Annotated in this window: 25 protein-coding genes and 1 tRNA gene; 10 read left to right on the top strand and 16 right to left on the bottom strand. The window is 56.4% G+C overall.

Annotated elements, in window-relative coordinates; genetic code table 11:
- Nucleotides 1–189: 189 nt before the first annotated feature.
- Nucleotides 190–3,117: an HD domain-containing phosphohydrolase gene (locus P4L78_RS06755; RefSeq protein WP_309327365.1), complete on the top strand. Its 2,928-nt coding sequence runs from the start codon at nt 190–192 to the stop codon at nt 3,115–3,117.
- A gap of 54 nt (nt 3,118–3,171) precedes the next feature.
- Here the strand turns inward: P4L78_RS06755 and murJ are convergent, their stop codons facing one another.
- On the bottom strand, nt 3,172–4,710 hold the full coding sequence (gene murJ / locus P4L78_RS06750; protein ID WP_309327364.1) for a murein biosynthesis integral membrane protein MurJ: 1,539 nt from the start codon (nt 4,708–4,710) through the stop codon (nt 3,172–3,174).
- A 205-nt stretch (nt 4,711–4,915) separates the two neighbouring features.
- On the opposite strand from murJ, the gene rpsT reads away from it, so the two are divergent.
- Together rpsT and P4L78_RS06740 are read left to right on the top strand one after the other, a co-directional pair.
- On the top strand, nt 4,916–5,188 hold the full coding sequence (rpsT, locus tag P4L78_RS06745) for a 30S ribosomal protein S20 (protein ID WP_283150533.1): 273 nt from the start codon (nt 4,916–4,918) through the stop codon (nt 5,186–5,188).
- 302 nt (nt 5,189–5,490) lie between these two features.
- Nucleotides 5,491–6,606: a diguanylate cyclase domain-containing protein gene (locus tag P4L78_RS06740; protein ID WP_283150532.1), complete on the top strand. Its 1,116-nt coding sequence runs from the start codon at nt 5,491–5,493 to the stop codon at nt 6,604–6,606.
- A gap of 103 nt (nt 6,607–6,709) precedes the next feature.
- Here the strand turns inward: P4L78_RS06740 and P4L78_RS06735 are convergent, their stop codons facing one another.
- Nucleotides 6,710–8,077: an N-acetylmuramoyl-L-alanine amidase gene (locus P4L78_RS06735; RefSeq protein ID WP_283150531.1), complete on the bottom strand. Its 1,368-nt coding sequence runs from the start codon at nt 8,075–8,077 to the stop codon at nt 6,710–6,712.
- Complete coding sequence (tsaE, locus tag P4L78_RS06730) at nt 8,047–8,526, bottom strand: tRNA (adenosine(37)-N6)-threonylcarbamoyltransferase complex ATPase subunit type 1 TsaE (RefSeq protein ID WP_309327363.1); 480 nt, start codon at nt 8,524–8,526, stop codon at nt 8,047–8,049. Before tsaE ends, P4L78_RS06735 begins: the two co-directional genes overlap by 31 nt.
- Here tsaE and queG point away from each other — a divergent pair.
- The 5 genes from queG to P4L78_RS06705 all read left to right on the top strand — a co-directional run bounded on the left by queG (nt 8,521) and on the right by P4L78_RS06705 (nt 13,438).
- Nucleotides 8,521–9,606, top strand: a complete 1,086-nt coding sequence (gene queG / locus P4L78_RS06725) for a tRNA epoxyqueuosine(34) reductase QueG (protein WP_309327362.1) — start codon at nt 8,521–8,523, stop codon at nt 9,604–9,606. The two genes, tsaE and queG, sit on opposite strands and share 6 nt — an antisense overlap.
- Nucleotides 9,603–10,250 carry a 5-oxoprolinase subunit PxpB gene (gene pxpB / locus P4L78_RS06720; RefSeq protein ID WP_283150528.1) on the top strand — a complete coding sequence of 216 codons (648 nt, stop codon included), beginning with the start codon at nt 9,603–9,605 and terminating at the stop codon, nt 10,248–10,250. The genes queG and pxpB overlap by 4 nt, the downstream gene beginning before the upstream one ends.
- The gene (locus P4L78_RS06715) at nt 10,247–11,179 is read left to right on the top strand and encodes a biotin-dependent carboxyltransferase family protein (protein ID WP_309327361.1); all 933 of its coding nucleotides are present in this window, start codon (nt 10,247–10,249) and stop codon (nt 11,177–11,179) included. Before pxpB ends, P4L78_RS06715 begins: the two co-directional genes overlap by 4 nt.
- Nucleotides 11,167–11,904 (top strand): 5-oxoprolinase subunit PxpA, encoded by a 738-nt coding sequence (pxpA, locus tag P4L78_RS06710; protein ID WP_283150526.1) that lies wholly within the window; start codon nt 11,167–11,169, stop codon nt 11,902–11,904. Before P4L78_RS06715 ends, pxpA begins: the two co-directional genes overlap by 13 nt.
- A gap of 91 nt (nt 11,905–11,995) precedes the next feature.
- On the top strand, nt 11,996–13,438 hold the full coding sequence (locus P4L78_RS06705) for a peptide MFS transporter (protein WP_309327360.1): 1,443 nt from the start codon (nt 11,996–11,998) through the stop codon (nt 13,436–13,438).
- 90 nt (nt 13,439–13,528) lie between these two features.
- Here the strand turns inward: P4L78_RS06705 and P4L78_RS06700 are convergent, their stop codons facing one another.
- Both P4L78_RS06700 and P4L78_RS06695 read right to left on the bottom strand, forming a co-directional pair.
- On the bottom strand, nt 13,529–14,188 hold the full coding sequence (locus P4L78_RS06700; RefSeq protein WP_283150524.1) for an amino acid ABC transporter permease: 660 nt from the start codon (nt 14,186–14,188) through the stop codon (nt 13,529–13,531).
- A 148-nt stretch (nt 14,189–14,336) separates the two neighbouring features.
- Nucleotides 14,337–15,119: a transporter substrate-binding domain-containing protein gene (locus P4L78_RS06695; protein WP_283150523.1), complete on the bottom strand. Its 783-nt coding sequence runs from the start codon at nt 15,117–15,119 to the stop codon at nt 14,337–14,339.
- 221 nt (nt 15,120–15,340) lie between these two features.
- Here P4L78_RS06695 and P4L78_RS06690 point away from each other — a divergent pair, with 221 nt between their 5' ends.
- A complete protein-coding gene (locus P4L78_RS06690) occupies nt 15,341–15,766 on the top strand; it encodes a hypothetical protein (RefSeq protein ID WP_283150522.1) in 426 nt (141 codons plus the stop codon).
- Between the two features lie 118 nt (nt 15,767–15,884).
- Here the strand turns inward: P4L78_RS06690 and P4L78_RS06685 are convergent, their stop codons facing one another.
- Both P4L78_RS06685 and P4L78_RS06680 read right to left on the bottom strand, forming a co-directional pair.
- Nucleotides 15,885–16,736, bottom strand: a complete 852-nt coding sequence (locus tag P4L78_RS06685) for a nidogen-like domain-containing protein (RefSeq protein WP_283150521.1) — start codon at nt 16,734–16,736, stop codon at nt 15,885–15,887.
- Nucleotides 16,737–17,239: 503 nt separating this feature from the next.
- Nucleotides 17,240–17,324, bottom strand: a tRNA-Leu gene (locus P4L78_RS06680).
- A 167-nt stretch (nt 17,325–17,491) separates the two neighbouring features.
- On the opposite strand from P4L78_RS06680, the gene P4L78_RS06675 reads away from it, so the two are divergent.
- Entirely contained in the window at nt 17,492–18,061 is a 570-nt protein-coding gene (locus P4L78_RS06675; protein WP_309327359.1) for an NADPH-dependent FMN reductase, read from the top strand.
- 84 nt (nt 18,062–18,145) lie between these two features.
- Here the strand turns inward: P4L78_RS06675 and P4L78_RS06670 are convergent, their stop codons facing one another.
- From P4L78_RS06670 to P4L78_RS06630, 9 genes are all read right to left on the bottom strand, one after another.
- Nucleotides 18,146–18,367, bottom strand: a complete 222-nt coding sequence (locus tag P4L78_RS06670; protein ID WP_309327358.1) for a DUF1653 domain-containing protein — start codon at nt 18,365–18,367, stop codon at nt 18,146–18,148.
- Nucleotides 18,368–18,473: 106 nt separating this feature from the next.
- On the bottom strand, nt 18,474–20,354 hold the full coding sequence (locus P4L78_RS06665) for a methyl-accepting chemotaxis protein (RefSeq protein WP_309327357.1): 1,881 nt from the start codon (nt 20,352–20,354) through the stop codon (nt 18,474–18,476).
- A gap of 405 nt (nt 20,355–20,759) precedes the next feature.
- A complete protein-coding gene (locus P4L78_RS06660; RefSeq protein ID WP_309327356.1) occupies nt 20,760–21,065 on the bottom strand; it encodes a hypothetical protein in 306 nt (101 codons plus the stop codon).
- An 83-nt stretch (nt 21,066–21,148) separates the two neighbouring features.
- A complete protein-coding gene (locus tag P4L78_RS06655) occupies nt 21,149–21,400 on the bottom strand; it encodes a GlsB/YeaQ/YmgE family stress response membrane protein (RefSeq protein ID WP_283150468.1) in 252 nt (83 codons plus the stop codon).
- A 155-nt stretch (nt 21,401–21,555) separates the two neighbouring features.
- Nucleotides 21,556–22,023, bottom strand: a complete 468-nt coding sequence (locus tag P4L78_RS06650; protein ID WP_283150467.1) for a hypothetical protein — start codon at nt 22,021–22,023, stop codon at nt 21,556–21,558.
- Between the two features lie 71 nt (nt 22,024–22,094).
- Nucleotides 22,095–22,277, bottom strand: a complete 183-nt coding sequence (locus P4L78_RS06645; protein ID WP_309327355.1) for a hypothetical protein — start codon at nt 22,275–22,277, stop codon at nt 22,095–22,097.
- Nucleotides 22,278–22,419: 142 nt separating this feature from the next.
- A complete protein-coding gene (locus P4L78_RS06640) occupies nt 22,420–22,662 on the bottom strand; it encodes a hypothetical protein (RefSeq protein WP_309327354.1) in 243 nt (80 codons plus the stop codon).
- A 561-nt stretch (nt 22,663–23,223) separates the two neighbouring features.
- Complete coding sequence (locus tag P4L78_RS06635) at nt 23,224–23,475, bottom strand: hypothetical protein (protein ID WP_309327353.1); 252 nt, start codon at nt 23,473–23,475, stop codon at nt 23,224–23,226.
- A complete protein-coding gene (locus tag P4L78_RS06630) occupies nt 23,448–23,624 on the bottom strand; it encodes a hypothetical protein (protein WP_283150463.1) in 177 nt (58 codons plus the stop codon). The genes P4L78_RS06635 and P4L78_RS06630 overlap by 28 nt, the downstream gene beginning before the upstream one ends.
- Nucleotides 23,625–23,941: the final 317 nt, after the last annotated feature.

The following is a 23,941-nucleotide window of genomic DNA, read 5'->3' as shown; positions in this document are numbered from 1 at the left end:
GATTCAAGAGACGGGAAAAAGCTATTTTACCCTGCTGTCATGACTGCACCCAAGTCTATCGACGGGCCAGGTCGTCATATCTCAATTTTTGGCGCAGACCGGCTAAAAGCTTGTTCCTGAGCATTGCTCGTCTAAGCTCAGACAGAGCGGTGCATGTAGCCGCGTTTCTTTCTGCTAAAGGCGGGCGGCATGGGTATTTTCGACGGGACCAGCGAGCGCAGGCGATATCCGCTGCATATTCATATTGCCTGGCTGTTTATCCTGCTGATCGTGACCTATGCACTGGTCAATAACTGGTACAACGACCGCCAGAGTCGCCGCATGTTATTGGCATCTTCGCAGGAGCTGTTCAACCAGATTGGTGGGCGCACTGGCGATACCGTGTCGGGTCTGTACGCCAGCACCGGGCTGGCGGTGGATTTGCTCGCGCGGGAAAAACTCGCCCGCGCCCGGTCACTGCAAGAGCGTTTGCAAAGCCTGGCTTATCTGGTGCAGGCCTTGCGTGATCAGCCTGCCATCACTGCCGCCTATGCCGGCTACGCCAATGGCGACTTCTTTTTATTGCGCCGCCTGCCCACGCAGGCCGATCTGCGCAGCACGTTCAATCCGCCACCGGATACCGCTTTTCTGGTGCAAAGCATGGAAATCAAAGGTGGCAAGCAGGATGGCCGCTTTCTGTATTTTGATGACCACCTGAAATTGCTGGCGAGCCGCCCCAAGCCGGACTATCAATATGACCCACGTACGCGTGACTGGTACAAAAAAGCGCTGGCAGCAGGCGCACGGGCGATCACGCAGCCGTATGTGTTTTTCACTACGCATGAAATCGGCACGACGTTTTCGCGGCGCAGCGTAGACAAGAATTCGGTTGTTGGCGTGGATGTCACGCTGGCCGCTTTGGGCGGCATGCTGGCGCAGCAACGCGTCACCGAGCACAGCGAGCTGGCTTTGCTCGATCCGGCCGGACAAGTGCTGGCGTGGCGTGATACCGGAAAGCTTGTGCGGGCGGATCGGGGCGGCAGCGTCAAGCTGGGGCGGGTGCAGCAAATGGGTATTCCGGCCATGTCCAGCATGATGGCAGACCCGGCACGCTACAAAGGTAATACCGGCCCGATTGAACTGGATAACGGAACCTGGTACGGCTATCTGGCGCCCGTTTCCATGCCGGAAGGCGACAACTTGCTGCTGGCGGTTGTCGCGCCGGAAAGCGAATTACTGGCCGATGCCCGCGAGTTGCGCAAAGAAACCGCGCTTATCTCGATCTTGCTGCTGCTGATTACCGTGCCGATTGCCATGTGGGTATCGCGGCTGGCTTCGCGCCCGCTCAAGGCGTTGATTGCCCAGGCGCGCGATATCCAGTCCATGCGTTTTGATTCGCCGCTGGTTGTGAACTCGGTGGTGCGGGAAATCCACGAACTGGCCGATGCCATGCGCCGCATGAAACTCACCATTGCCCAGTTTCGGGATATTGGTGATGCGCTTGCCGATGAGCGCGAGTTTCCGCGCTTGATAGAACGCATTCTGATCGAAACCGTGCACATGGCGGACGCGCGCGGCGGCATTGTTTATCTGACCGAGCCAGATGGTCGTCTAGTGGCTGAACAAGCCTGTCGGGCAGATCAATGCATGGTTGATACGGCCGCGTTGCCAACGCTGGTGCCGCAAATGCAAACGCAACATCCGGCGGTGCTGGCCGACGTGAGCGGGCAGACGCAATCAATCTGGCTGGAGGCTGATCGGCTCAATAACTGGTTCGGGCAATTGCAGCCGTTTGATCACAACGCCGTGGCCGTGGCGATTCCGCTTATCAATCGCCAAGAAGAAACGGTTGGCGTATTGGTGTTGTTTATCGAAGCCGCCGAGGCGCTGCGTGGTGGGCATCCGATGCTGGCGCTGCTGGAGGCTGTATCCGGCACAGCTGCTGTCGCCATTGAAACCCAGCGGCTGATCCAGGAGCAGCAAGCGCTGCTGGAGTCATTCATTCAACTGGTTGCCGGAGCTATCGATGCCAAAAGTCCATACACCGGCGGCCACTGCCAACGCGTACCGGAGCTGACCAAAATGCTGGCGCACGCCGCCTGCGATACGCTTGAAGGCCCTTTCAAACAGTTCTCGCTGAGTGATCAGGAATGGGAGGCGTTGCACATCGGCGCGTGGCTGCACGATTGCGGCAAAGTCACCACGCCGGAGTACGTAGTCGACAAAGCCACCAAGCTGGAAACACTCTACGACCGCATTCACGAAATCCGCATGCGTTTTGAAGTGCTCAAGCGCGATGCATGGATTGCCTATTGGCAAGGCGTTGCACAAGGTGGCGACGCGCAAACGCTGAGCGCCACCCGCGAGCAATTGCTGCATACGCTGGATGAAGAGTTCACCTTTGTCGCTCGCTGCAATGAGGGCGGCGAGGTCATGGCCAAAGAGGATATCGAGCGGCTATATCAGATCGGCCAGCGCACTTGGCAACGTACGCTGGATGACCGCATCGGTATTTCGTATGAAGAACACGAACGCAAGTCGCGCATGCCGGCATCGCTGCTCCCGGCCAGCATGCCATTACTGGCGGATGCGCCGGATCAGGTGATTTACCGCAACGAGCGCGACCAGTTGCCGCAGGGTTACGGCTTTGAGATGAAGGTGCCGGAGTATCTCTATAACCGTGGCGAGCTGCATAACCTGTCGGTGAGTCGTGGCACGCTGACCGAAGAAGAGCGCTACAAGATCAACGAGCACATCGTGCAAACCATTGTGATGCTGGAGAAACTGCCTTTCCCGCGCCATTTGCGTAACGTGCCGGAGATTGCCGGTGGACATCACGAAAAAATGGATGGCAACGGCTACCCACGCCGGCTCAAGCGCGACGAAATGAGCCCGCTGGCACGAATGATGGCGATTGCCGATATCTTCGAGGCACTCACGGCAGTGGACCGTCCCTACAAGCGCGGTAAAACCCTGGCCGAATCCATCGCCATCATGGCGCGCATGCGCCGTGAACAACATATCGATGGCGAGTTGTTTGAGCTGTTTTTACGCTCAGGCGTCTACCTGCATTACGGCCAGCGGTATTTGCGGCCGGAACAAGTGGATGAGGTGGATATTGAGGCAGCGCTGGCGTAGGGCGAGCATTCGAAAGAAAACACCGCCCCACAATCTGACAATCTGCGTGGACGATTAATGGACCGCGCTGCGGGAGAAATGTCCAGGTCGAAAGCCCAGTACCCCTAACGCGCCAAAGTAAGCCACCAAGCCCATGCCCACCAGCGCGGCCAGACGCAGAATGCGAACCGGCATCGCGCCGGTATCCCACGCGGGCATCAGATATAAAGCGCCAACCAATACCAGCGCCATGACGATAACCGCAGCGACCAGCTTTGCAAAAAACACCTTCCAGCCAGGTTGCGGCGTAAAGATGCCGTGGCGGCGCAACTGGTAATACAGCAGTGAAGCATTGCAACACGCGCCCAAGCCAATCGCCAATGCCAGACCAGCGTGCTTGAGTTGCCAGACAAAAGCCAGGTTCATTAGCTGGGTGATTGCCAGCGTGACGATGGCGATCTTCACCGGCGTTTTGATGTTCTGGCGGGCGTAGAACCCGGGCGCGAGGATCTTGACCATGATCAGCCCGATTAAACCCACCGCGTACGCTACCAACGCGTATTGCGTCATCAAAGCATCGTGCGCGCCGAACTTGCCGTACTGGAACAACGATGAAACCAGCGGGCCGGAAATGACCGCCAGCGCCACAGCGGAAGGCAGAGCCAGCATCAGGCACAGACGCAAGCCCCAATCCAGCAATTTTGAGTATTCCGCCGGGTCCTTGCTGGCATGCGCTTTGGCCAGCGACGGCAGCAAAATGGTGCCCAGTGCCACGCCGAGCACGCCGGTGGGGAACTCCATTAGCCGGTCAGCGTAATACATCCACGAGATCGAACCGGAGACCAGCCACGAGGCAAAGATAGTATTGATCAGCAGAGAAATCTGGCTGACCGATACACTGAAAATGGCGGGGCCCATTTGTTTGAGCACACGCCAGACGCCCGCGTCTTTGAGGTTCAGCCGTGGCAATACCAGCATGCCGATCTTCTTCAAGTGTGGCAGCTGATAACCCAGTTGCAGCACGCCACCAACGATGACGCCCCACGCCAGCGCCACAATCGGTTCGGCAAAGTGCGGTGCGACCACCAGCGCGAAGAAGATTTGCGACACATTCAGCAGCGTCGGCGCAAAGGCCGGGACCGAGAAGCGGTTCCAGGTATTCAGAATGCCGCCGGCCAGCGAAGCCAGTGAGATCAGAAAAATATACGGAAAGGTAATATGTAACAGTCGCACCGTCAGGTCGAACTTGGCGGGCGTATTGGCAAAGCCCGGGGCGGTAATCCACAGCACGATTGGCGCGGCGATTACGCCGACGACGGTGATGACCGCCAGCACCAGCGTTAGCAGGCCCGCTATATATGAGATGAAAATACGGGTGGCTTCTTCGCCCTGTGTGTTCTTGTATTCGGCCAGAATCGGCACAAAGGCTTGCGAGAAGGCACCCTCAGCAAAGATGCGGCGTAGCAGGTTGGGTAGCTTGAAAGCCACATTGAAGGCATCGGTGGCCATGGTGGCACCGAACATTCGTGCGACAATCGCATCTCGGGCAAAGCCCAGCACACGAGAGGCCAGCGTCATGGAGCTGGTGGTGGCGAGCGATTTCAGCAGATTCATGGACAAGTGCAGCTACTATTTCGAGAAGATTGCGCATGATATCGAAAGTGATATCGAATGCGATATCACTTTGAGCAGCCAGATTGAGCATAGAAGTTGCATCGATCACAGAATACAGATATCATCGGCGGTTTCCGAATTAAGTCGACCTGTTGCCCGAGGGGCTAAGGGGTCGTAAACCGATATAAGTCAGGAGTTTTTACATATGGCAAACAGCGCCCAAGCTCGCAAGCGTGCGCGTCAGGCTGAACAGGCCCGCCAACACAATGGTAGTCAGCGTTCAGAATTCCGCACCGCGATCAAGAAGGTGCTGAAGGCTGTAGCAGCTGGTGACAAAGCGGCTGCACAAGCTGTGTTTCAGCAATCTGTTAGCGTGATCGATAGCATCGCTGACAAGAAGATCTTCCACAAGAACAAGGCAGCTCGTCATAAGAGCCGTCTGTCTGCTGCAATCAAGGGCATGACAACTGCTGCTTGATTGACTGCTTAGGCGTCTTGTAGAAAAAACCCCGGTTACCCCGGGGTTTTTTGTTTTTCTGGGTCCCTGTTTTGTATGGCCGATCTGTCTTTCCCCAGTCTGGCCGGTCTGGTTTACACCGGTAATGCCATCTTTCTTTACGGCATTTCATCTGATGGCTGATGCTGATCCGGGCTGACCACGGCCATCGTTCTGTCCGATTGTTGTTTGTAGTGCTTGAGCCTGGCGGAGACGAACGGCGAGCATGATGCATTTGTGCTAGATTTCTATCTCGTATTGCAATCACGGTTTGTTTACAAAATATGCAAGCAAATGAGCTGTCTCCGTTGCCGCGCGTGCTGGTTGTTGATGATTCGCGCATCGTCCGTGCCACCATCAAAAAGCACCTTGCCGGTGCTTATGATGTGATCGAAGAAGCCGATGGCGAAGCAGGCTGGGCCCGGCTCCTGGTCGATGAATCCGTTTGTTTGATGATCTCTGATCTCACCATGCCCGAACTGGATGGTATGGGCTTGTTGGCGCGAGTGCGTCAGGCGCCGGAAGCACGTTTTCGGCTGCTGCCCATCATCATCGTGTCGGGTGAAGAAGATGAAGAAACGCGCCAGAATTGCGTAACTGCCGGGGCGAGCGACTTTGTCACCAAATCGACCGATCGGGCTGAAATGCTGGCTCGCGTTGCGGCCAATATCGAACTGGCTCGTACGCATCGGGAACTGGATGCCGTGCGCGAAGCGCAGTCGCGGACCAGTACTCACGTGGCTGAAGGCGTCGGCAGTAACCATCTGCTCAAGTTGCAGATCGAACAATCCTTGTCTTACGCCCGTCGCCATCGTAGTGAAGTCACCGTTCTGCTGATCGAAATCGATGATTTCTCCGGCGTGCAAGCTCACCTTGGCGAGCGCGTTGCCAGCCAGATGCTGCAATTGCTGGGCAAACAGCTGTCCGGCAAGTTGCGTAACGAAGACACGCTGGCACAGGTGGCCGGGCCGCAATTTGCCGTGGTATCGGCTGCGACCACGCTGGCGGAATCGCGCATTCTGGGTGAGCGTCTGCGCCAGGCTATCGCCAATGCCCGCATCAATTTCCGTGGTGAGCAATTGCAGGTCACCGCCAGCATTGCGGTAGCCAATTCATTACACGACGACGCAGATGATACCGATGCGCTGCTGGCCGCCGCTGGCGAGCGTTTGCGCGCCGAGATTGGCAGCAATCGGGTATTGGTCCCGGAGCCGTCGCCAACGCACGTACCAACTCCGGCGATTGCCGAGGCGCTGGCGCTGCTGCATAAAGGCGACGCGGCGGAAATCGCTGCGCTCACCCCACATCTGCCCGCCTTGCTGGCCAATCTGGCGCCGTTGCTGGAGCTGGCTAACCGCGAGCTTGATCTGGGCTGGAGCATGGAGCGTTTCTCTCTCTGACATCCGGCCGGTCTTGGCGGGTCAGCGTCGAAATACTCGAAATAAAAAAAACGGCTGCGTTTGATGCAGCCGTTTTTTATTTGCCAGAGTCAGCGCCAGCCAGTTAGCTCTGGGCCAGTTTGGTCCGGGGCGCGGGCGGGTTTTTGGCAAAGTATTTACGAATGCCGGTATGCAAGGTTTCAGCCATTTTGTCCTGAAAACTCTCGTCGATCAGCCGTTGTTCTTCCTGTGGATTCGAGATAAAAGCCGTTTCGACCAGGATGGACGGAATATCCGGTGCCTTGAGCACGGCAAAGCCAGCTTGTTCCACCGCACCTTTATGCAGCCGGTTTAACCCGCCCAACTCAGTCAGCATGGCGCGGCCAAAACGCATGCTGTCGTTGAGCGTGGCGGTTTGCGTCAAGTCCATCAGCGTGTGCGCTAGGTATTTATCTTGCGTATTGCTGATTTTTACGCCGCCAATCAAGTCGGCATCGTTCTGGGTTTGCGCCAGCCACTTTGCCGCTGTGCTGGTGGCGCCTTTGTCTGACAGTACAAACACCGACGAACCGTTGGCATCGGGCCGGATAAACGCGTCAGCGTGGATCGACATAAACAAATCTGCCTGCACGGCCCGCGCCTTTTTCACGCGCACGCCCAGCGGCACAAAGAAATCGGCGTCGCGGGTCATGACTACGCGGATGTTCGGGTCGGTTTCCAGCCGTGCCTTGAGCTTCTTGGCAATCGTCAGCACCACGTTTTTCTCGTGATTACCCTGCGGGCCGGTTGCGCCCGGGTCTTCGCCACCATGGCCAGGGTCCAGCACCACGGTAATCAAGCGGTCGACCTTGAGCTTGCTGCGGTCGATTGATTTGTTGCTGTCAGCCTGCGCCATGACGCTGTCGTCGGGAGAACGATCGGGTGGTTGCGCAGGCGCGCTGGCCTCAGTATGGGTGTCGAGCTTGAGCTGCGGTGGCGTATCGGGCGTGGATTGGTCATCCAGAAACGCCAGCAACGGGTCTTTCTGCACGGCAGGGTAGAGATCGATCACCAGCCGGTTTTTGTATTCTGCGACCGGGGCCAGGGTAAAGACCTGCGGTTTGACCTCGGTTTTCAGATCCAGCACCAGCCGCACGGTACCAGGCTTGTTGCGCCCGGCGCGCAACTGCTGAATGTAGGGATCGTCTGCACCCACTTTGCCGGCGAGTTTTTGCAACTCGTCGTTCAGGTCCACGCCTTCCAGATCAACGACTAGCCGATCCGGATTTTTGAGGGTGAACTGGTTAAAAGTTAGTTGAGTGGTGGATTCAATAGTCAGCCGGGTATAGGCCTGCGCTGGCCAGACGCGCACGGCGATTACATTGGCCGCCGCTGCCGCGCGGGCCATGCCGGCCGGAACGACGCTCAAAAATAACGTGGAAACCGCCGCCCGCAGTGCATGCCGACGGGCAGAATCAGGGGTCAGGGCGGGGTGGCGAGTTGCGCGAGACATGCCGTGCCGTGCTCCGTATGTGCTTGAATTTCAATGCTTCTACCTTCACCCGAAGGTGCAAGGAGAATCGTCCAGTCGGCGGCAGGTAACAAACCCTGTGCCTTGTCAGCCCATTCAATCAGGCAGATGGTCTGCGGGTTGAAGTAATCCCGAAAGCCGGCATCCACCCATTCCATCGGGTCTTGAAATCTATATAAATCAAAATGATACAAGTTTAAATTAGAAACAGCATAAGGTTCAACAAGAGTATACGTCGGACTTTTCACGCGGCCGGCAAAACCGAGCCCGCGCAGGATGCCGCGAGTGAGCGTGGTTTTGCCCGCGCCCAGGTCGCCTTCCAGAAAAATGGTCATGCCCGGTTGTAGCGCGGCAGCAATCTGCGCGCCCAACGCCAGCGTTGCGTTCTCGTCTGCCAGATAGCGGCATGCAGTATCATCGGCACCATGCATAAGGAATATTCACCCATCGAATCGTCAGAACTGGACCTGCCTGCGCTGGCTGGCCGGATCAAGGCGTGGGCAGCCGAACTGGGCTTTGCCCGCGCGGCTATTACCGGCACGGATTTGTCACATGCAGAACCGGGATTACTGGCCTGGCTAGAGGCCGGTTTTCACGGCGAGATGGATTATATGGCACGGCACGGCCTGAAACGTGCGCGTCCGGCAGAATTGGTGCCCGGAACGGTGTCGGTGGTCAGCGTTTTCATGCCGTACCTGCCTGCTGGTACGTCCAACGCCGAGGCCATCCTCGCCGATGACAGCAAGGCATATATCTCGCGTTATGCGTTGGGTCGTGATTATCACAAGATATTGCGCAACCGGCTGCAAAAACTGGCCGAGCGTATGCAAGCCGAAGTCGGCCAGTTCGGGCATCGCGTGTTTGTCGATTCGGCGCCAGTGCTGGAGGTCGAACTGGCCAAACAGGCCGGTTTGGGCTGGCGCGGCAAGCACACCTTGTTGCTCAATCGCGAGTATGGCTCGTTCTTTTTTATTGGCGAGCTGTTTACCGATTTGCCGCTGCCGACCGATCCGCCAGAACAAAACGAGCATTGTGGCCGCTGTACCAAATGCATCAACGTTTGCCCCACCCAGGCCATCGTTGAGCCTTACAAGGTTGATGCGCGGCGTTGTATTTCCTACCTTACTATCGAGCTCAAAGGAAATATCCCGGAAGAATATCGGCCCATGCTGGGCAATCGTGTCTATGGTTGTGATGACTGCCAACTGGTTTGCCCGTGGAACCGCTTTGCAGTAGATAGCAAAGAGGCGGATTTTCATGTGCGGCACGGCCTTGATGATGTCGAGTTGGTGACGGTATTTGCCTGGGATGAAGCCACTTTCCAGCAAAAAATGGCAGGAAGCGCCATTTTGCGCATTGGCCATGAACGCTGGCTGCGCAATTTGGCGGTTGGGCTCGGTAATGCCAAAACAACGCCGCAGATTATTGCGGCACTCAAATCCCGCGAAAACGACCCAAGCGAAATGGTGCGCGAGCACGTCGCCTGGGCCCTGAAAAGGCACGGTGCATGAATCCGGTAATTCAACCCCTGGGCGACACCGCCCTGGTCTTGAGTGTGTCCGCAACGCTGGAAGACCAGCGCCGCTTGTGGATCATGCAAAAGCTGTTGCAGCAGCGCTTTCCGGCATGGTGGGTCATGCTGGGAATGGGCAATCTGACTGTGCGTTTCGACCCGATGATTGAAGACGCGGCGATCATCGAAAGCGGCATTCAGGCCGCGTGGCAAAGCAGCCGCAAAGGCAAGCAGATTGCCGGGCGCCATCACGATGTTCCGGTGTGTTACGGCGGTGCCGCCGGGCCGGATCTGGCGCTGGTGGCCGAACACGCCGGTATGTCCCCGCAACAAGTGGTGGAACGCCATGCTGCGGCCAATTACGTTGTTTACTGCGTAGGATTTTTGCCAGGCTTTCCTTACTTGGGCGGGATGGACCCCGCTTTGGCCATGCCGCGACTGGATACCCCGCGGCTCAAGGTGCCCGCCGGATCGGTGGCGATTGGCAGCTCGCAAACAGGTATTTATCCCAGCGAGTCTCCCGGTGGCTGGAGTTTGATTGGCCGCACTGATCTCAAATTGTTTGATCCTGTCCAGATGCCACCCGCGCTGTTTGCGCCAGGCGATACCCTGCGCTTCGTGCCAATGGAGGTGCGCGCGTGAGTATCAGCATTCTAAAAACCGGACCATTGGCAACTATCCAGGATCTGGGCCGTTACGATGGCGCGCAGTGGGGCGTGCCGCTGGCAGGGGTAATGGATATTCCGGCCAGCCTGATTGGCAATTTGTTGGTCGGCAATTCGCCGGAACTGGCCACGCTGGAAATCACGCTGGGTGGTTTCAGCGCCCGCTTTGAGTGCGATACGGTCATTGCGCTGACCGGGGCAGTGGCTCCCGCAACGCTCGATAAACAGCCTATTGGTTGCTGGCGCAATGTGCCGGTACGCGCCGGGCAAAAACTGAAGATTGATTTTGCCCCGGCAGGCGCGCGTATATATCTGAGCGTGAGCGGCGGCGTGGACGTGCCCATGGTGCTAGGCGCCCGGGCCACTGATCTAGCCGGACATTTTGGCGGTTTGAACGGACGAGCCCTTAAAGCGGGCGACGTGGTGCCGCTAGGCCAGCTCACCGGCCCGGCGCCGGATGCGCAGGTGCGGGCGCCAGAGCGTGGCGACGTGCTGCGGGTGTTGCCCGCAACCGAATGGAGTGCGTTCAGCCCAGCGGCGCAGCAAGCGCTGCTGACCGAGCCGTGGCGCGTCACTCCTGATGCCAATCGCATGGGCGCCAATCTGGCTGGCCCGGTACTTGAGTTGGGGCAGCCACTGGATTTGTCATCACACGCGGTGCAGCCCGGTGTATTGCAGGTGCCACCGTCAGGTCATCCGATTCTGCTGCTGCCGGATGCCCAGACGACCGGCGGATACCCCAAGATCGCCCAGGTCATCCGTGCTGATTTGTGGCGCACCGGGCAGTTTCGACCCGGCGACACCATGCGGTTTGTGGAGGTCACACTGGAGCAAGCACTGGCGGCGCTGGCGGAGCAACGCCGCTGGCTGGCGCAACTGGAGAATCAACTGAAATGGCGCGTTTGAGCATTGATCTGAACGCGGATCTGGGTGAAGGCTATCCGTTTGATGCGCAACTGATGGCCTTGATCAGCTCAGCCAATGTTGCGTGCGGCGGCCACGTTGGCAACGACGCGTCCATGCGCAGCACCGTGCGGCTGGCGCGCGAATACGGTGTGACGATTGGCGCGCACCCCAGCTACCCGGATCGCGAGCACTTTGGCCGCCGCTCGCTGGATATCGATCATGCCGAATTGCTGGCCAGCCTGATCGAGCAGATTTCTGCCCTCAAGAAAATCTGCGCGGAAGAGGGCGTACCGCTGGTTTACGTCAAAGCCCACGGCATGCTTTACAACGATGCGGCGCGTGATCCGGCGCTGGCCGACGTGGTCATCGCCGCCATCCATACTGTGGACCCGCAACTGGCGGTCATGGTGCTGGCGGGCAGCGCGATGGTTGGGCGCGCACAAACTGCCGGGTTGCGGGTCATTCAGGAAGCGTTTGTGGATCGCGCCTATCGCGATGACGGCAGTCTGGTGCCGCGTAGCGAACCCGGCGCCGTGCTGGATGACGATGCTGCCGCCGTGAACCAGGCGCTGCGTTTCGCCCGGCAAAGCGAAGTGCAGACTCAATCCGGCAAGGTGCTGCGGCTGCCGGTGGATTCGTTGTGTCTGCATGGCGATACACCGCATGCCTTACAGTTTGCGCAGCGACTATATAACCAATTGGAACTAACACAGACGCGAAAGTGAAAAATTCCCAGGCATGCGGGGAATAGTTCGACGCCATGCCCTTGCTCAATCCGGACAATCCTTATTGAAACGTCATATTCAGGAGAGTTCGATGAGCAGCGCTGAAACCACCATCGATGAGATAGCCGGGGCAGGCGTGGCCACCCCGGCGCAACGTCTGTCCAGCCAGGCCGGCAAACACCCGCGCGGTTTGTATTTGCTGTTTGCCACCGAAATGTGGGAGCGCTTTTCCTACTATGGTAATCGCGCGCTGCTGGCGTTGTTTATGGTGCACGCGCTGGCCTTTGATAAACAGTTCGCCGCATCGCTTTACGGCCAATATACCGGTCTGGTTTACCTGGCTCCGCTGATTGGCGGCTATGTGGCCGATCGCTACTGGGGCAATCGCCGCTCGATTTTTGTGGGCGGCGTACTCATGGCCGCGGGCCAGTTTCTGCTGTTTGCGGCGGGCAGCATGCTGCAAACGCCCTCAACCGCCATCATGTTGTTCTACTGCGGCCTGGGTCTGATTGTCGGCGGGAACGGCTTCTTCAAACCCAATATCTCTAGCATGGTCGGCCAGTTGTATACCCAGAACGACAAACGTAAAGACTCGGCCTATACGATCTTTTATATGGGGATCAACCTGGGCTCGTTTGTGGCGCCGCTGATTTGCGGTTTTCTCGGTGATACCGGTAATGCGGCCGACTTCCGTTGGGGCTTCTTTGCCGCTGGCGTGGGCATGTTGCTGTCGCTGGTGGTGTTTGGGTTATTCCACAAACGCTATCTGGTAACGCCCAGTGGCGATCCGGTTGGTCTTGCGCCCAAAGCCTGCTCCAAGGCGCAAACCGCCAGCCGCAATGAACCACTGACCCGCCAGGATATTGATCGCATGATCGTGATCGGCGTGATCTCGTTCTTTGTGATTTTCTTCTGGTCTGCGTTTGAACAAGCGGGGGTGTCGCTGACCTTCTTTGCCGAAGAAGCCACCAATCGCACGTTGTTTGGTTACGTCATCCCCGCGTCCTGGTTTCAGTCGCTCAATCCGGTGTTCATTTTGGTTTTTGCGCCCGTGTTGGCGCAACTGTGGACTGCCCTTGGCCGTCGCAACAAAGAACCGAGTTCCCCCACCAAAATGGCGTGGGGTCTGATGTTGCTGGCGGTTGGTTATCTGGTCATCGGTTTTGGGGTGAAGGATATGTCGGCCACGGCAAAGGCCAGCATGATCTGGTTGACCGCGATGTACCTGATGCATTCGCTGGGCGAGTTGTGCCTGTCGCCAATCGGCTTGTCGCTGGTGAACAAGCTGGCTCCGGCGCGGTTTGCCTCGCTGATGATGGCCGTGTGGTTTATGGCCAATGCAGCGGCCAACTGGTTTGCCGGCATTCTCGCCACTTTCTATCCAAGTGCCGGGCGCACTCCAGTGTTCTTGGGATACCAGATTACCGGTCTGCATGAATTCTTCATGTTGTTTGTGGCGATGGCCTTTGTGGCTGGTGCCGTGTTGCTGATGTTGACCAAGCCGCTGCAAAAGATGATGCATGGCGTTCGCTAAACCAGCGTTCTTGACCGGGCATTAAATCAAAAATGGCGTCACAACAAAGCCTGTTGCGACGCCATTTTTTTTCCAGCACACCTCGGATGCTTAGCGGGCAAGCGTCCGGTTCATGCGTGCTTCCAGCCAGCGTTGCACCTGCTCAAACGCCAGACTCAGGCACCAGTAAATCGCCCCGGCGGCCAGATACAGCGGAAACGGCTGGAAGGTGGTGGAGATGACTTCCTTGGTGGCCAGCATCAATTCGGTGACGGCAATCACAGACACCAGCGAGGTATCTTTGATCAGGCTGATCAGGCTGTTGGACAAACTCGGCACCGCCAGCCGCAAAGCCTGTGGCCAAACGATGTAGCGCAAGGTTTGCAGGTGCGACATGCCCTGGCTCATCGCCGCTTCCCATTGCCCGCGATCCACGCCATTGATGGCGCCACGTATCGTTTCAGATAAATACGCGCCTACATTCAGGCTCAACGCCAATACGCCGGCGGTGATCGGATTGAACTGGATACCAATCGACGGCAAGCCGTAGTAAATGAGAAAAATCTGCACCAGTAAGGGCGTGCCGCGCATGCAGCTCACATAAATGGCCGCAGGCCACGTGAGGATGCGCCACTTTGACAAACGCAGCAGCGCCACCGTGCCGCCCACCAGCAAACCGCCGACCATCGCACTGACCGCAAACAGCAGCGTATAGCCCGTGCCTTTAAGCAAGTAGGGCCAGGCGGATTGCAGTAGATCGACGATATCCATGAATGTTTTTCTCCCAAGCAAAACCCCCTGCAGCGGGCAGGGGGTTTGTGTATGTCCGTAATTATAAGTCGTCACGGACAGGGCGTAGCCACATTCTGATCAGGCTGGGATCGGATGGGCTATGCCTGTGGGGCTGGTGCATGGCCCATTACTGGATCGTGGGGGCCTTGCTCACATCGCGGCCAAAGTATTTCTGCGAGATCTTGCCGTAAGTGCCATCAGCCTTGATATCCGCCAGCGCCTTGTTCAGTGCGGCCTTGAACTTGGGATTGTTCTTGGCAAACGGAATGCCGTTGCTGGAAGGATCGCCCACCGGCGCGCCCGCTTTGAGCGGCAATTTGGTCTGCTTGATCAGGTAAGGAATCATCAGCGTATCGTTCAGCGCTGCATCTACCCGGCCCAGTGCCAGGTCTTGCAGATATTCCTGCTCGCCCGGGTAGGTTTTCACATCCACACCCGCCACGGCACGTGCCATATCCGCGTAGTTGGTACCTTGGCCAACACCCAGCTTGGCGCCTTTCAGATCATTCAGGCTCTTGAACTGACGCGTTTCGTTTTTGCGCACCACCAATTGCGCTTCAGAAATCACATAGGGATCGCTGAAATCGAATGCTTCCAGACGCTTGGGCGTAATGCCGACCTGATTCACGATCACATCATATTTACCGGCTTGCAGGCCCGCCAGGATGCCGCTCCACTCTGTAGTGGTGAACTCGGCTTTGACGCCCAGCTTTTGCGCCAGAGCACTGGCGATTTCGACATCAAAACCGGTGAGCTGGCCGTTATCTTTGTAATTGAATGGCGGGTAAGTCCCCTCCAGCGCCACCTTCAGCGTCCCGCGTTGCTTGACGGTATCCAGCAGGTCAGCGGCAGTCGCCGACAATGCGGTGAGGCCCAGGATCGAGGCGATCAGCAAATGGCGCATATTCATATTACTTTTCCTTATAATGAAATTACATAAATACTCGGCACAAGCATTAAAGGTAAGACATGAGCATGACCAATGCCAATTAGGGTTATCGCCAAACATTGCGCTGCAATACAGCGCTACATGATGATTGGAAAAATACTACCCAGTAACCTTGTCAGGTATTCGTGCCACTTGCGGCAGCTAATCTTGTAGCAATCAGGATAGGCGGGAGGAGAGCCGTAATGAGATATCAAATTATTCCTGTCTATGAAGAGGGCGGCTCGCAACAAGATGAAGTCGGTTGGGTGGTGATCAACCCGGCGGGCTTCAGGGTTTCCATTGTTTACAGCGTGGACGCGCTCTGGTTGGCAGAGCGCCAGTGCGATTACCTGCAATCCGGATTTGACAACTTACTCCACATCGCCAGCGGTCTGGGCAAGACGGTCCTTCTCAACACCAGCGGGCGTTTTCCCGGCGTGGTACTGGGTATTTACGAGAAACACGTGTTGGTGGATGCCGGACGGGAACACGCCTATGCCGTGGAAATTTTCTTGCTGAATCAGGCAGGGATCTCGCTGCATTTGCAGGATCGAGTCAAGCTCGCCTTCATTGAAGGGCGTATGGTTGATCTGGCGCCACCGGGTAATACACATTCGGTTTCCTGCTGATGCATTGGCCGAAATACCTGGCGTCTCGCCGGTAATCCTCGCCGCCGTGTGACATTCGTAAAAAAGCCGCCATTACTGGCGGCTTTTCACATTTGCGATTCAATCGCCGGCAATGAAACTACGCAGCGGCCATATCCTGATGCTGATCCTGGCTTGGGCTGGACGTATGGCGGCGACGCTTGCCGATGGCCACCATCCCGACCAGACCTAACCCCAGCAAGGCGTAGGTCTCTGGTTCCGGCACTGCAGGCACAGTGACTACACCACCGCCGTTTGCCACGTTAAACCAGATATGGCTATCGCTGACAATCTGGTTGATGTTGTTAGCCTGGGAAGAAGCCAACACTTGTGCGTCGCCGTTGCCATCACCAAAACCAACGGCGGCTGGCGATCCACCAAAGCCCCCGACGCCACTGCTGGCGTCACCCGTGGTCCACTGGATATCTTTATAAAAAAAGCCGATCTGGCCTTGGCCGGTAGGCACCAGTGCATCGTCGCCACGCAATACCAGTTGGAAGCTGGCTGTTTTGTCATCGTGCTGGTTGAAATAACCCACATCGTCCCAGGTTACGTACAAAGTATTGCCGTCATCGCGGTAATACACCAGGCCGCTGGCCGGGTTGCGAGTATCTACATCGGAAAAATAAGGGGAGATAATCGGCACATTAACGCCGGTGGGGCCTTGCGGGGTATAAGTTGAAAGCGGGTTATTGAAGGTTACGTTGCCGTTGTTGTTGATGTACAGGCTAGTGTAGGTGTTGCCGTACAACGTGAAATTGAATCCCAGATTGATCAGCGTTGATGAACCATCATCGTTACGGTCCATCGCCGGATCGCCCAGCGTGTTAGTGAAATAATCGGTAGAACTGACCAGTGCACTGTCCGGAATGATGGATGTCGTGGCAAAGGTTGGACTGGCTAGTAGCAGAGTCGCCGCTGTTGTCAGGGCAAACTGGATTTTATTTAGCATGACGAGTACCTCAATCTATCCCGTAGATGCGCTATCCCACCGTTGCATTGGCTGATGTGGCGCGTTGTTTGTATGGAGCTTTCAATAGCTTTGTTATGGTGCGTAAGGTGTTCGGCAATAATTTTAATTTGCTTACTTGTAAATTAATATATCCGTTTGTCTGATGTAAATTAATTAAATACTAATATGCAGACAAACGTGGCTGCACCGCAGGCTGCGCATGACGTTTAATGGGGATTAAGTGCCGGAACGAGACGATAGAAGGATGTCAGCAGCTAGCTGACGAGGGATGGAAGGCCGCTGCAGGATTGATTGCGTGGCAAGACGGCCGGTTCGCACTTCGTCATGATCGGTATGCGAACTGACCAAAGTAACGCGGTGTGTACGGGCCGGAGACGGATTGATGAAGCGCGGATGGTGGCACGGCGGAGAGGGGCGGTGCAGATTGCACCGCGAAAAAAACCAGCCCACCTGAGTGACCTGGAGATTTTTAATTTAGAGGCTGGTACCCGGGATCGGACTTGAACCGACAAGCCGTAAGGCGGCGGATTTTAAGTCCGCTGTGTTTACCAATTTCACCACCCGGGCATGGGCAGGGCCGCATTGTAGCAGGCTTGCGCGCAATCTCACAGCGGCTTGGCGCAGTTGAGGACGGTGGGGCTGGGCCCGCAATCGCTATAATGCGCTGGAGTTCGGGCGCGTTGCCGAACGCATATCCGAATGCATATTCAAACTGTTTGTGGGGCTGGCGGGTTGTGGCAAAGATCAAAATTGTGGGTGTTTCGGGAAGCTTGCGGCAGCAGTCGTTCAATACGGCGTTGCTGCGCAATGTGGCGGGTTTGCTGCCAGCAGACGCTGAACTGCTTATCTATAGGGAATTAGCGGAGTTGCCATTGTTCAACCCGGATATCGATGCATTGGAGGCAACTCCGGCGGTGGCGCATTGGCGGGCCGCTTTGCGTGCTGCGGATGCAGTGATTTTCTCCACGCCTGAGTATGCTCATGGCGTACCGGGTGCGCTGAAAAACGCGCTGGACTGGGTCGTGGGGAGCGGCGAGTTGGTGGATAAACCCATGCTGCTTTTCAGCGCGTCGTCATCGCCGACCGGGGGCGACAAAGCGTCAGCACATCTGGCGGGGACATTGCAGGTCATGACCGGCGCGATTATTGAAGGTGGTGAATTGTGCGTTGGGTCAGTTGGCAAAAAGATTGATGCCAACGGCCGGTTGCATGACGAGGCAACAATTACCTTGATCCAGGCAATGTTGCTGGCGCTGCTGGAGCAGATCAAGACTAATCGTGCCGCTGAGCTGAGTATGTCCTGAGCTGCCAGGATTGGTAAACGCGGCCGGAACAGGGCTGATTATGGGGCGGATCTTCTGACAGAAAACCACGCCCTTTTCCGCGACTTATTTCTGGGATAGGGGCACAAACCGCAGCGAGCCATCAGCCAGCGTGCCGTTGAACATGTCGGTTGGTCGCACCCACAACCCTTGCTCATGGGGCCAGAGGTGTTCGTAGATGGTCATGGATTCCAGCGTTTCCGAGTGACGAGCCAGCCCGACTATCCGGTAAAGGCCGCCTTTGTAATGGCGATGGCTGGCAAGCTGCAGAGCTTCTGCTTCGGTCATGGTTTGGTTCCGTGAAGTCGGATTAAAGATAGCCTTGATCTGCGCAGAGGCGTGCGCCTGAACAGATCAAGGCACGAGCACGTGGCCCGTTGGCTGGCGGTCGAAATTAAAGCTGGAATTGCGCCACCAGCGCATGCAACGCGCCAGCTCGTTCGTTCAATTGCTTGACTGTACCGGATGCATGCTGGACGGCTGCATCGGTTTCGTTCGACAGGCGATTCAGTTGCTCGGCTGCTTTGGCCATTTCATTGGTCGCGACCGATTGCTCGCGGGTCGCTTCGGCGATTTCGCGAATGCTGCTCACCACGTGTTCCATTTGCCCGTGGATGCCGCCGATGCGGTCGGCGACAGCGTGAGATTTCTCCACACCCGCGCTGACTGACTCGCGAGTCTTGTCCATGTTGCCCAAGGCAGCCTGGATTTGCTGATCGGTTTCGCCAATCAAACCGCCAATCTCGACTGTGGCTTTGGCGGTGCGTTCAGCCAGTTTGCGTACCTCGTCGGCCACCACGCTAAAGCCACGACCCGCTTCACCAGCGCGAGCGGCTTCGATGGCCGCATTCAAGGCCAGCAGGTTGGTCTGGTCGGCGATCTCTTTGATCACGTCGATAATCTGCGTGATCTGGCCCGAGCGTACGCCCAGCGCGCTCAGGGTGTCGGCAAGCGCATCGACGGATTGGGCGATGTGATCGATATCCGAAGACAATAGTTGCACATCCTGTGCTGAACGCAGCGAGACGGCACCGGTCTGGCTAGCGGTGTTTTCGCTTTGGCGTGCGCCATCGGCAATGTGGTTGATGCTGACGGTGATTTCTTCAATGGTTGCCGCAGTGGCGCTGGAAATATCGGCCTGGCGCTGCGATTCGTTGGAAAGCTGGGTCGTCACATCATGCAAATCGCGCACGCCGCCGGTTAACTGCACCGAGTTGTCGCGCACATCAATAAACAGTGTGCGCAGCCGCGACACAAAGCGGTTGAAGGCCTCTGCCGTCAGGCCGATTTCGTCACGGCGTGTCACTGGAATACTGCGGGTCAGATCGGCATGGCCGGTGGAGATTTCGGCCAGCGCATCGCGTAGCCGTACCAGCCCGGACAACAAGCTGCTCAACGCGGCGGCGGCCAGAATTACTGCCAGCACACCGACCAGTACACCGGCAATCAGTAGCGTAATCAACAAGCTGTTGAGCGGCGCGAGCATGGCCGATTTATCGCTGACCGTAGTCAATACCCACTGAGTGCCCGGTACGGCGGAGGCAGTGACATATTTGTCGGCATTACCGATGGTGACTTCCACCAGATCGTTCTGCTTTTCGGCGTCATCCAGCACGGTTTGGGTCAGCCCCGGCATGACGTCGCCCACGGCTTTGAGCGTGGCGTCGGCATTCGGGTGCGCCACGATCTTGCCATCATGTGTGGCCAGGAAAGCGTATCCATCGCCGCGCAATTCAATGCCGGTGACCACTTTGATGACGTCTTCCAGCGCTACGTCGCCACCCACCACACCACTTTGCGTGCCGTTCTCAGTAATCGGAGCAGCAAAGGTCACGCCCAGCTTGCCGGTCGAGGCAAACACGTACGGATCGGACACGATCGGGCCATGGGCTTCGCTGGCTTTTTTATACCAGGTGCGCGAAGTAGGGTCGTATCCCGCGGGCGGCTGTTTGCTTGCCAGCTGATAAACCATCCGGCGATCAGCATAACCGGCAAACAGCTGGTCAAACTCACCCGCTTGTTGCCCGGTTTGCAAAAAAGGCACCGGATCAGCCAAGCCCGGCAAACGGGCAGAAACGGCCATGACCGCGTTGCGGTGTTGCGTAACCCAGCGGGCCAACGCCTCGCTATTGCCGTGCACCGCGGCGTGAATCTCGTTGCGGGTGCCAGCAATGATTTCGGATTTCATCCGCAGATAAGCAACAGAAGACAGCACGGCAATGACCACTGCAACCAGCAGGGCCACAAACAGAAGAAGGCGGGACTTGAGCGACATTGACTAACCTGCGGGAGGCACAAAACGGGGAGGATGCCATTAAATCGTTGCATGGCTAATTATGTAATTGGGATATTCCGTAAGCAGGAAGTCTGAGCGCCCGATGACACTTGTAATCAGGAACAAGGAGTTACGAGAATGCTGTCGTCTAGCGGCGACTTGATCGTATCTTGATGCCGTTTGCGGCAATCAGACGAGCCGCCGTCGCGTCCGCATACCTGGCTGTGCGCCATCAATTGCGCGCAAATGCGGCAGCGCCCATGCATCTGGGCTTGAGAATGGCTGTTCTCCCTACCGAGGGTGCGCGGGCCTGTTGCATCTACGCGTGCTAAGCAACGTTGTGATGTTGCGATAGCGGCAATTACACGCCAGCTCTTTTTGATTCGTTACCCCGATGATCTCCCATCAGTGCAGCAACGAGCCCATGCCAAGCTGTATTGCTGAAGCTGCAGCAGCGTGGGCTCCCGGGTGTGCAGCCCGCCACAGTACCGATAGATGGAAATACAGCTTGATGGCATGCACAGCCAGCGATATGGCAAGTACGGTGGCCAGGGCAGCCAGCAGCAAAATGCCCATGACTCTTATGAATCCGGGCTTTCTTGGAATGTGCACCACGTCGCTATCATGCTGGTCCGTATGAATTGCTGATCGTTGTTTCAGTCGAGCGAGTCGCTGCCAGTGGCGGGCCGCGTCTGTGCGCATGTCACGCATTTGTGTCCCCATGCTGATGGGTGAACCTCCAGGCTATCCATACATCACAAACAGCGGCGGCCCACCCCGCAATACCAATCCGCTTACGCTCGTTTGATCAGTCGAATGATGAACAACAGAATCACGGCACCGATTACGGCCGTAATAATTGAGCCAATCCAGCCTGCGCCCAGCGAGATATGCAGCACGCTCGCCAGCCAGCCGCCAATGAATGCACCGACGATACCTACGACGATATCAACGATCAGGCCAAAGCCACCTCCCTTGACCATCACGCCCGCTAGCCAACCTGCCACCGCGCCGATCACCAGCCATGCAATGATGCCGTGTTCCATATTTATTCCTTCGTAGTTGTGCACTGTTAAAAAAGTTTACGGCTTGCCCTTGATGGGGCAAACGCGCAGTCGATGCCAGAAGCGACTCCAGCACGTGTTGCCGTACTGAAAAGCCCGGTATTGTCGGGGTTTAGTCCGCCGCTTCTCGCGCTCGCTTAGTGGCAAGCCTTGCCGTGATCGGCGTGATAGCCCTTGGCCAGCGCATCGGCTTCGGACATATAACTGCCATCTTTGGTCTTGCCATAATACTTATCGGATGGACAGTGGTAGACCTTGGTACCGGCGTTACCCCATACCTGGCCCGCGCTTCCAGTCGGTGCCGGTACAATCGGCTTGACGATGGCGGCAGAGGCTACGGCTTTTGCTGGTGTAGCAGGCTGGCTGGCAACTGAAACCGCCGGCTTGGTCATTGCAGCGGTAGACGTTGCTTGGGGTGTAGCCAGCCAGGTTTTGACGCCTTTATGACCCGAACAGGCTCCGCTTTTCGCGATGCCGGCGAACGTAGTGCCGTCCTTGCATACCGCGCTAACGCTGGCGGGCACACTTGCCGCCCCTTGGGCATGACTCAAGCTCGAGACCAACAGTCCTGTTGCAATGCTCATCAAAAATAAACGCTTGTTCATGGATGTATTTCTGTGAAATGAAACGTTGGGTGAAACCGGTTGTGTAGCAATTTGGCTGGTATTCACCTGCCTTATGCTTGCTCACCTGGTTGAGGGTTTGTGTTGGATTTGTCCATATATTCTGCGGCCGCCTTTACGCCTTCAAAGCCAGTGATCGCAGCAATCCCTTCCGTCAACAAAGATGCATTTGGATCTAGCTTTTCAACACCTTCCACTGCAACCACGGCACCAATGATTTCGTTCAGTAAACTCATGCTCATTCCTTATTCGGGCGGTTGAAAGGGCATCTGGTTTGTGTGGGGAATGTATCCATATCACTGCGCTGCCGGTGCCTTGTAATAGTGCAAAACAACTGCAGCAGGCACCGGTCAGGTCAGACCATCAAAACCGCTGAGGTCATTTCACAGTGTGGTGATGGTGATGTTTCCGGGCATGACGTTTGGCTTGTGCTTTTTGGGCGGTTGCCGATGCTGCGGAAGCTTTGGTTGCGTGCTTCCGGTTGGCTTTGTGATGATGTTTGGAATGCATGGTCTTGACCGCAGGGGTAGACGCGGCCACCGGGGCGCTTGCCTCTGCAGCGAACACTGGTGCGGTAAACAGAATACCGGCAGTAACGGCGAAAGCGATCAGGGTTTTCATTCAATATCTCCAATTCAATTAAATTACGGTTTCACCGGAGCGAGTAATTCCGGTTGCCAGCGGAGAATGGCATGGATGATTTAATTCGATTGTGAACATGTATTGCCTTGAGCAACAAATGGTACTAACGCGAGGTTCGATTAATCTGAATTGATTGAGGTCAAACTGAATTTTAAATATCAATAAAAGGAGATATATATTTGGCAAAATAAACGACCACATTATTTCAATTAATGTAATGGATAAATTAATTTAAGTGAAAAAATAGCGGATGTGCAATTCCTCGCATCGCGGTGGAATCGCGTTAAGAAGGGATGATGAGGGCAGATCAAGTAATCCTTCCGCCATTTTTAGCCGGGCAGCAATCCGGTTAAAAGCGATACTCTATATCTATGTAAAAACACGCGGGGTTATTTCATCGGGATAGTTCAGAGTGCGCCGTGGACCTTGCTGCGCTTGATCGGTGCAGTAGGCGGTGGGGTGGGGGCCGAAATTCAATCAGTGCGATTGCCTGGGCAACATAACTGCGTGAACGGAAGATTATGTGGTGTCTCTCTGTCGTTAGCGGGCACCGGGCATGGGTTCAATATGTGCCTCACCTTTCCGGCCCATGTACGTAACCTGCTCTCCGGCAATCCAGGCAACGTAGCCAACACAGCCTGCAGCCATCGTCAGTGCCATGAACTCCGGATATTTCACCGCCCCGCTTTGTGCGCCGAGAATGGCTGATTGCAATGCTTGCGGGTCGAATGCCTCGGCAATCGATACCGCAGGCACAGGTAGTGTTAGCGTGCAGGTTTCGCCCTCAGGCATGTAAAGGTTGTCGCAGCGGCCCGATAATCAGCGTAGTAGGACTCGATACCGGCCAGCACCAAGGCTTTGACCACGCCACCAAAACTCGTTGTGCCGGCGCAGGAGTCTTTGCTGCATTGTTCAATGACTTGTCTGACTGAATCATCCATGACCATTTCCCTTCTTGTATTTGAGCTTTAGGGCGCCGGTGGCACTGGGTAATAGCGGGATTCCAGTGCGAGTAGTTGGGCAGCAACGAAGAGTATGGCTGGAGCACAGCCCATCATGTTGCCCGCCAATTCCAGCCTGGCAACCATCTGTGCTTTCTTGGCACCTTCCCGCCAGTTGCGCTGTGATTCTTCGATCTGGTCGCGCAAACAAACGTGCCACGATACCTGCTGCCTCGCTCAGGACCCCCGGATCAAGTCGGGGTAAATCCACACCAAAGTCTTTCAGGGGCGGGTAGCCAACGTGTTTACGTAGATGC

Source organism: Silvimonas sp., assembly GCF_031291215.1.
In the GTDB taxonomy this organism is placed as follows: domain Bacteria; phylum Pseudomonadota; class Gammaproteobacteria; order Burkholderiales; family Chitinibacteraceae; genus Silvimonas; species Silvimonas soli.
This window is presented reverse-complemented; position numbering and strand designations above follow the sequence as displayed.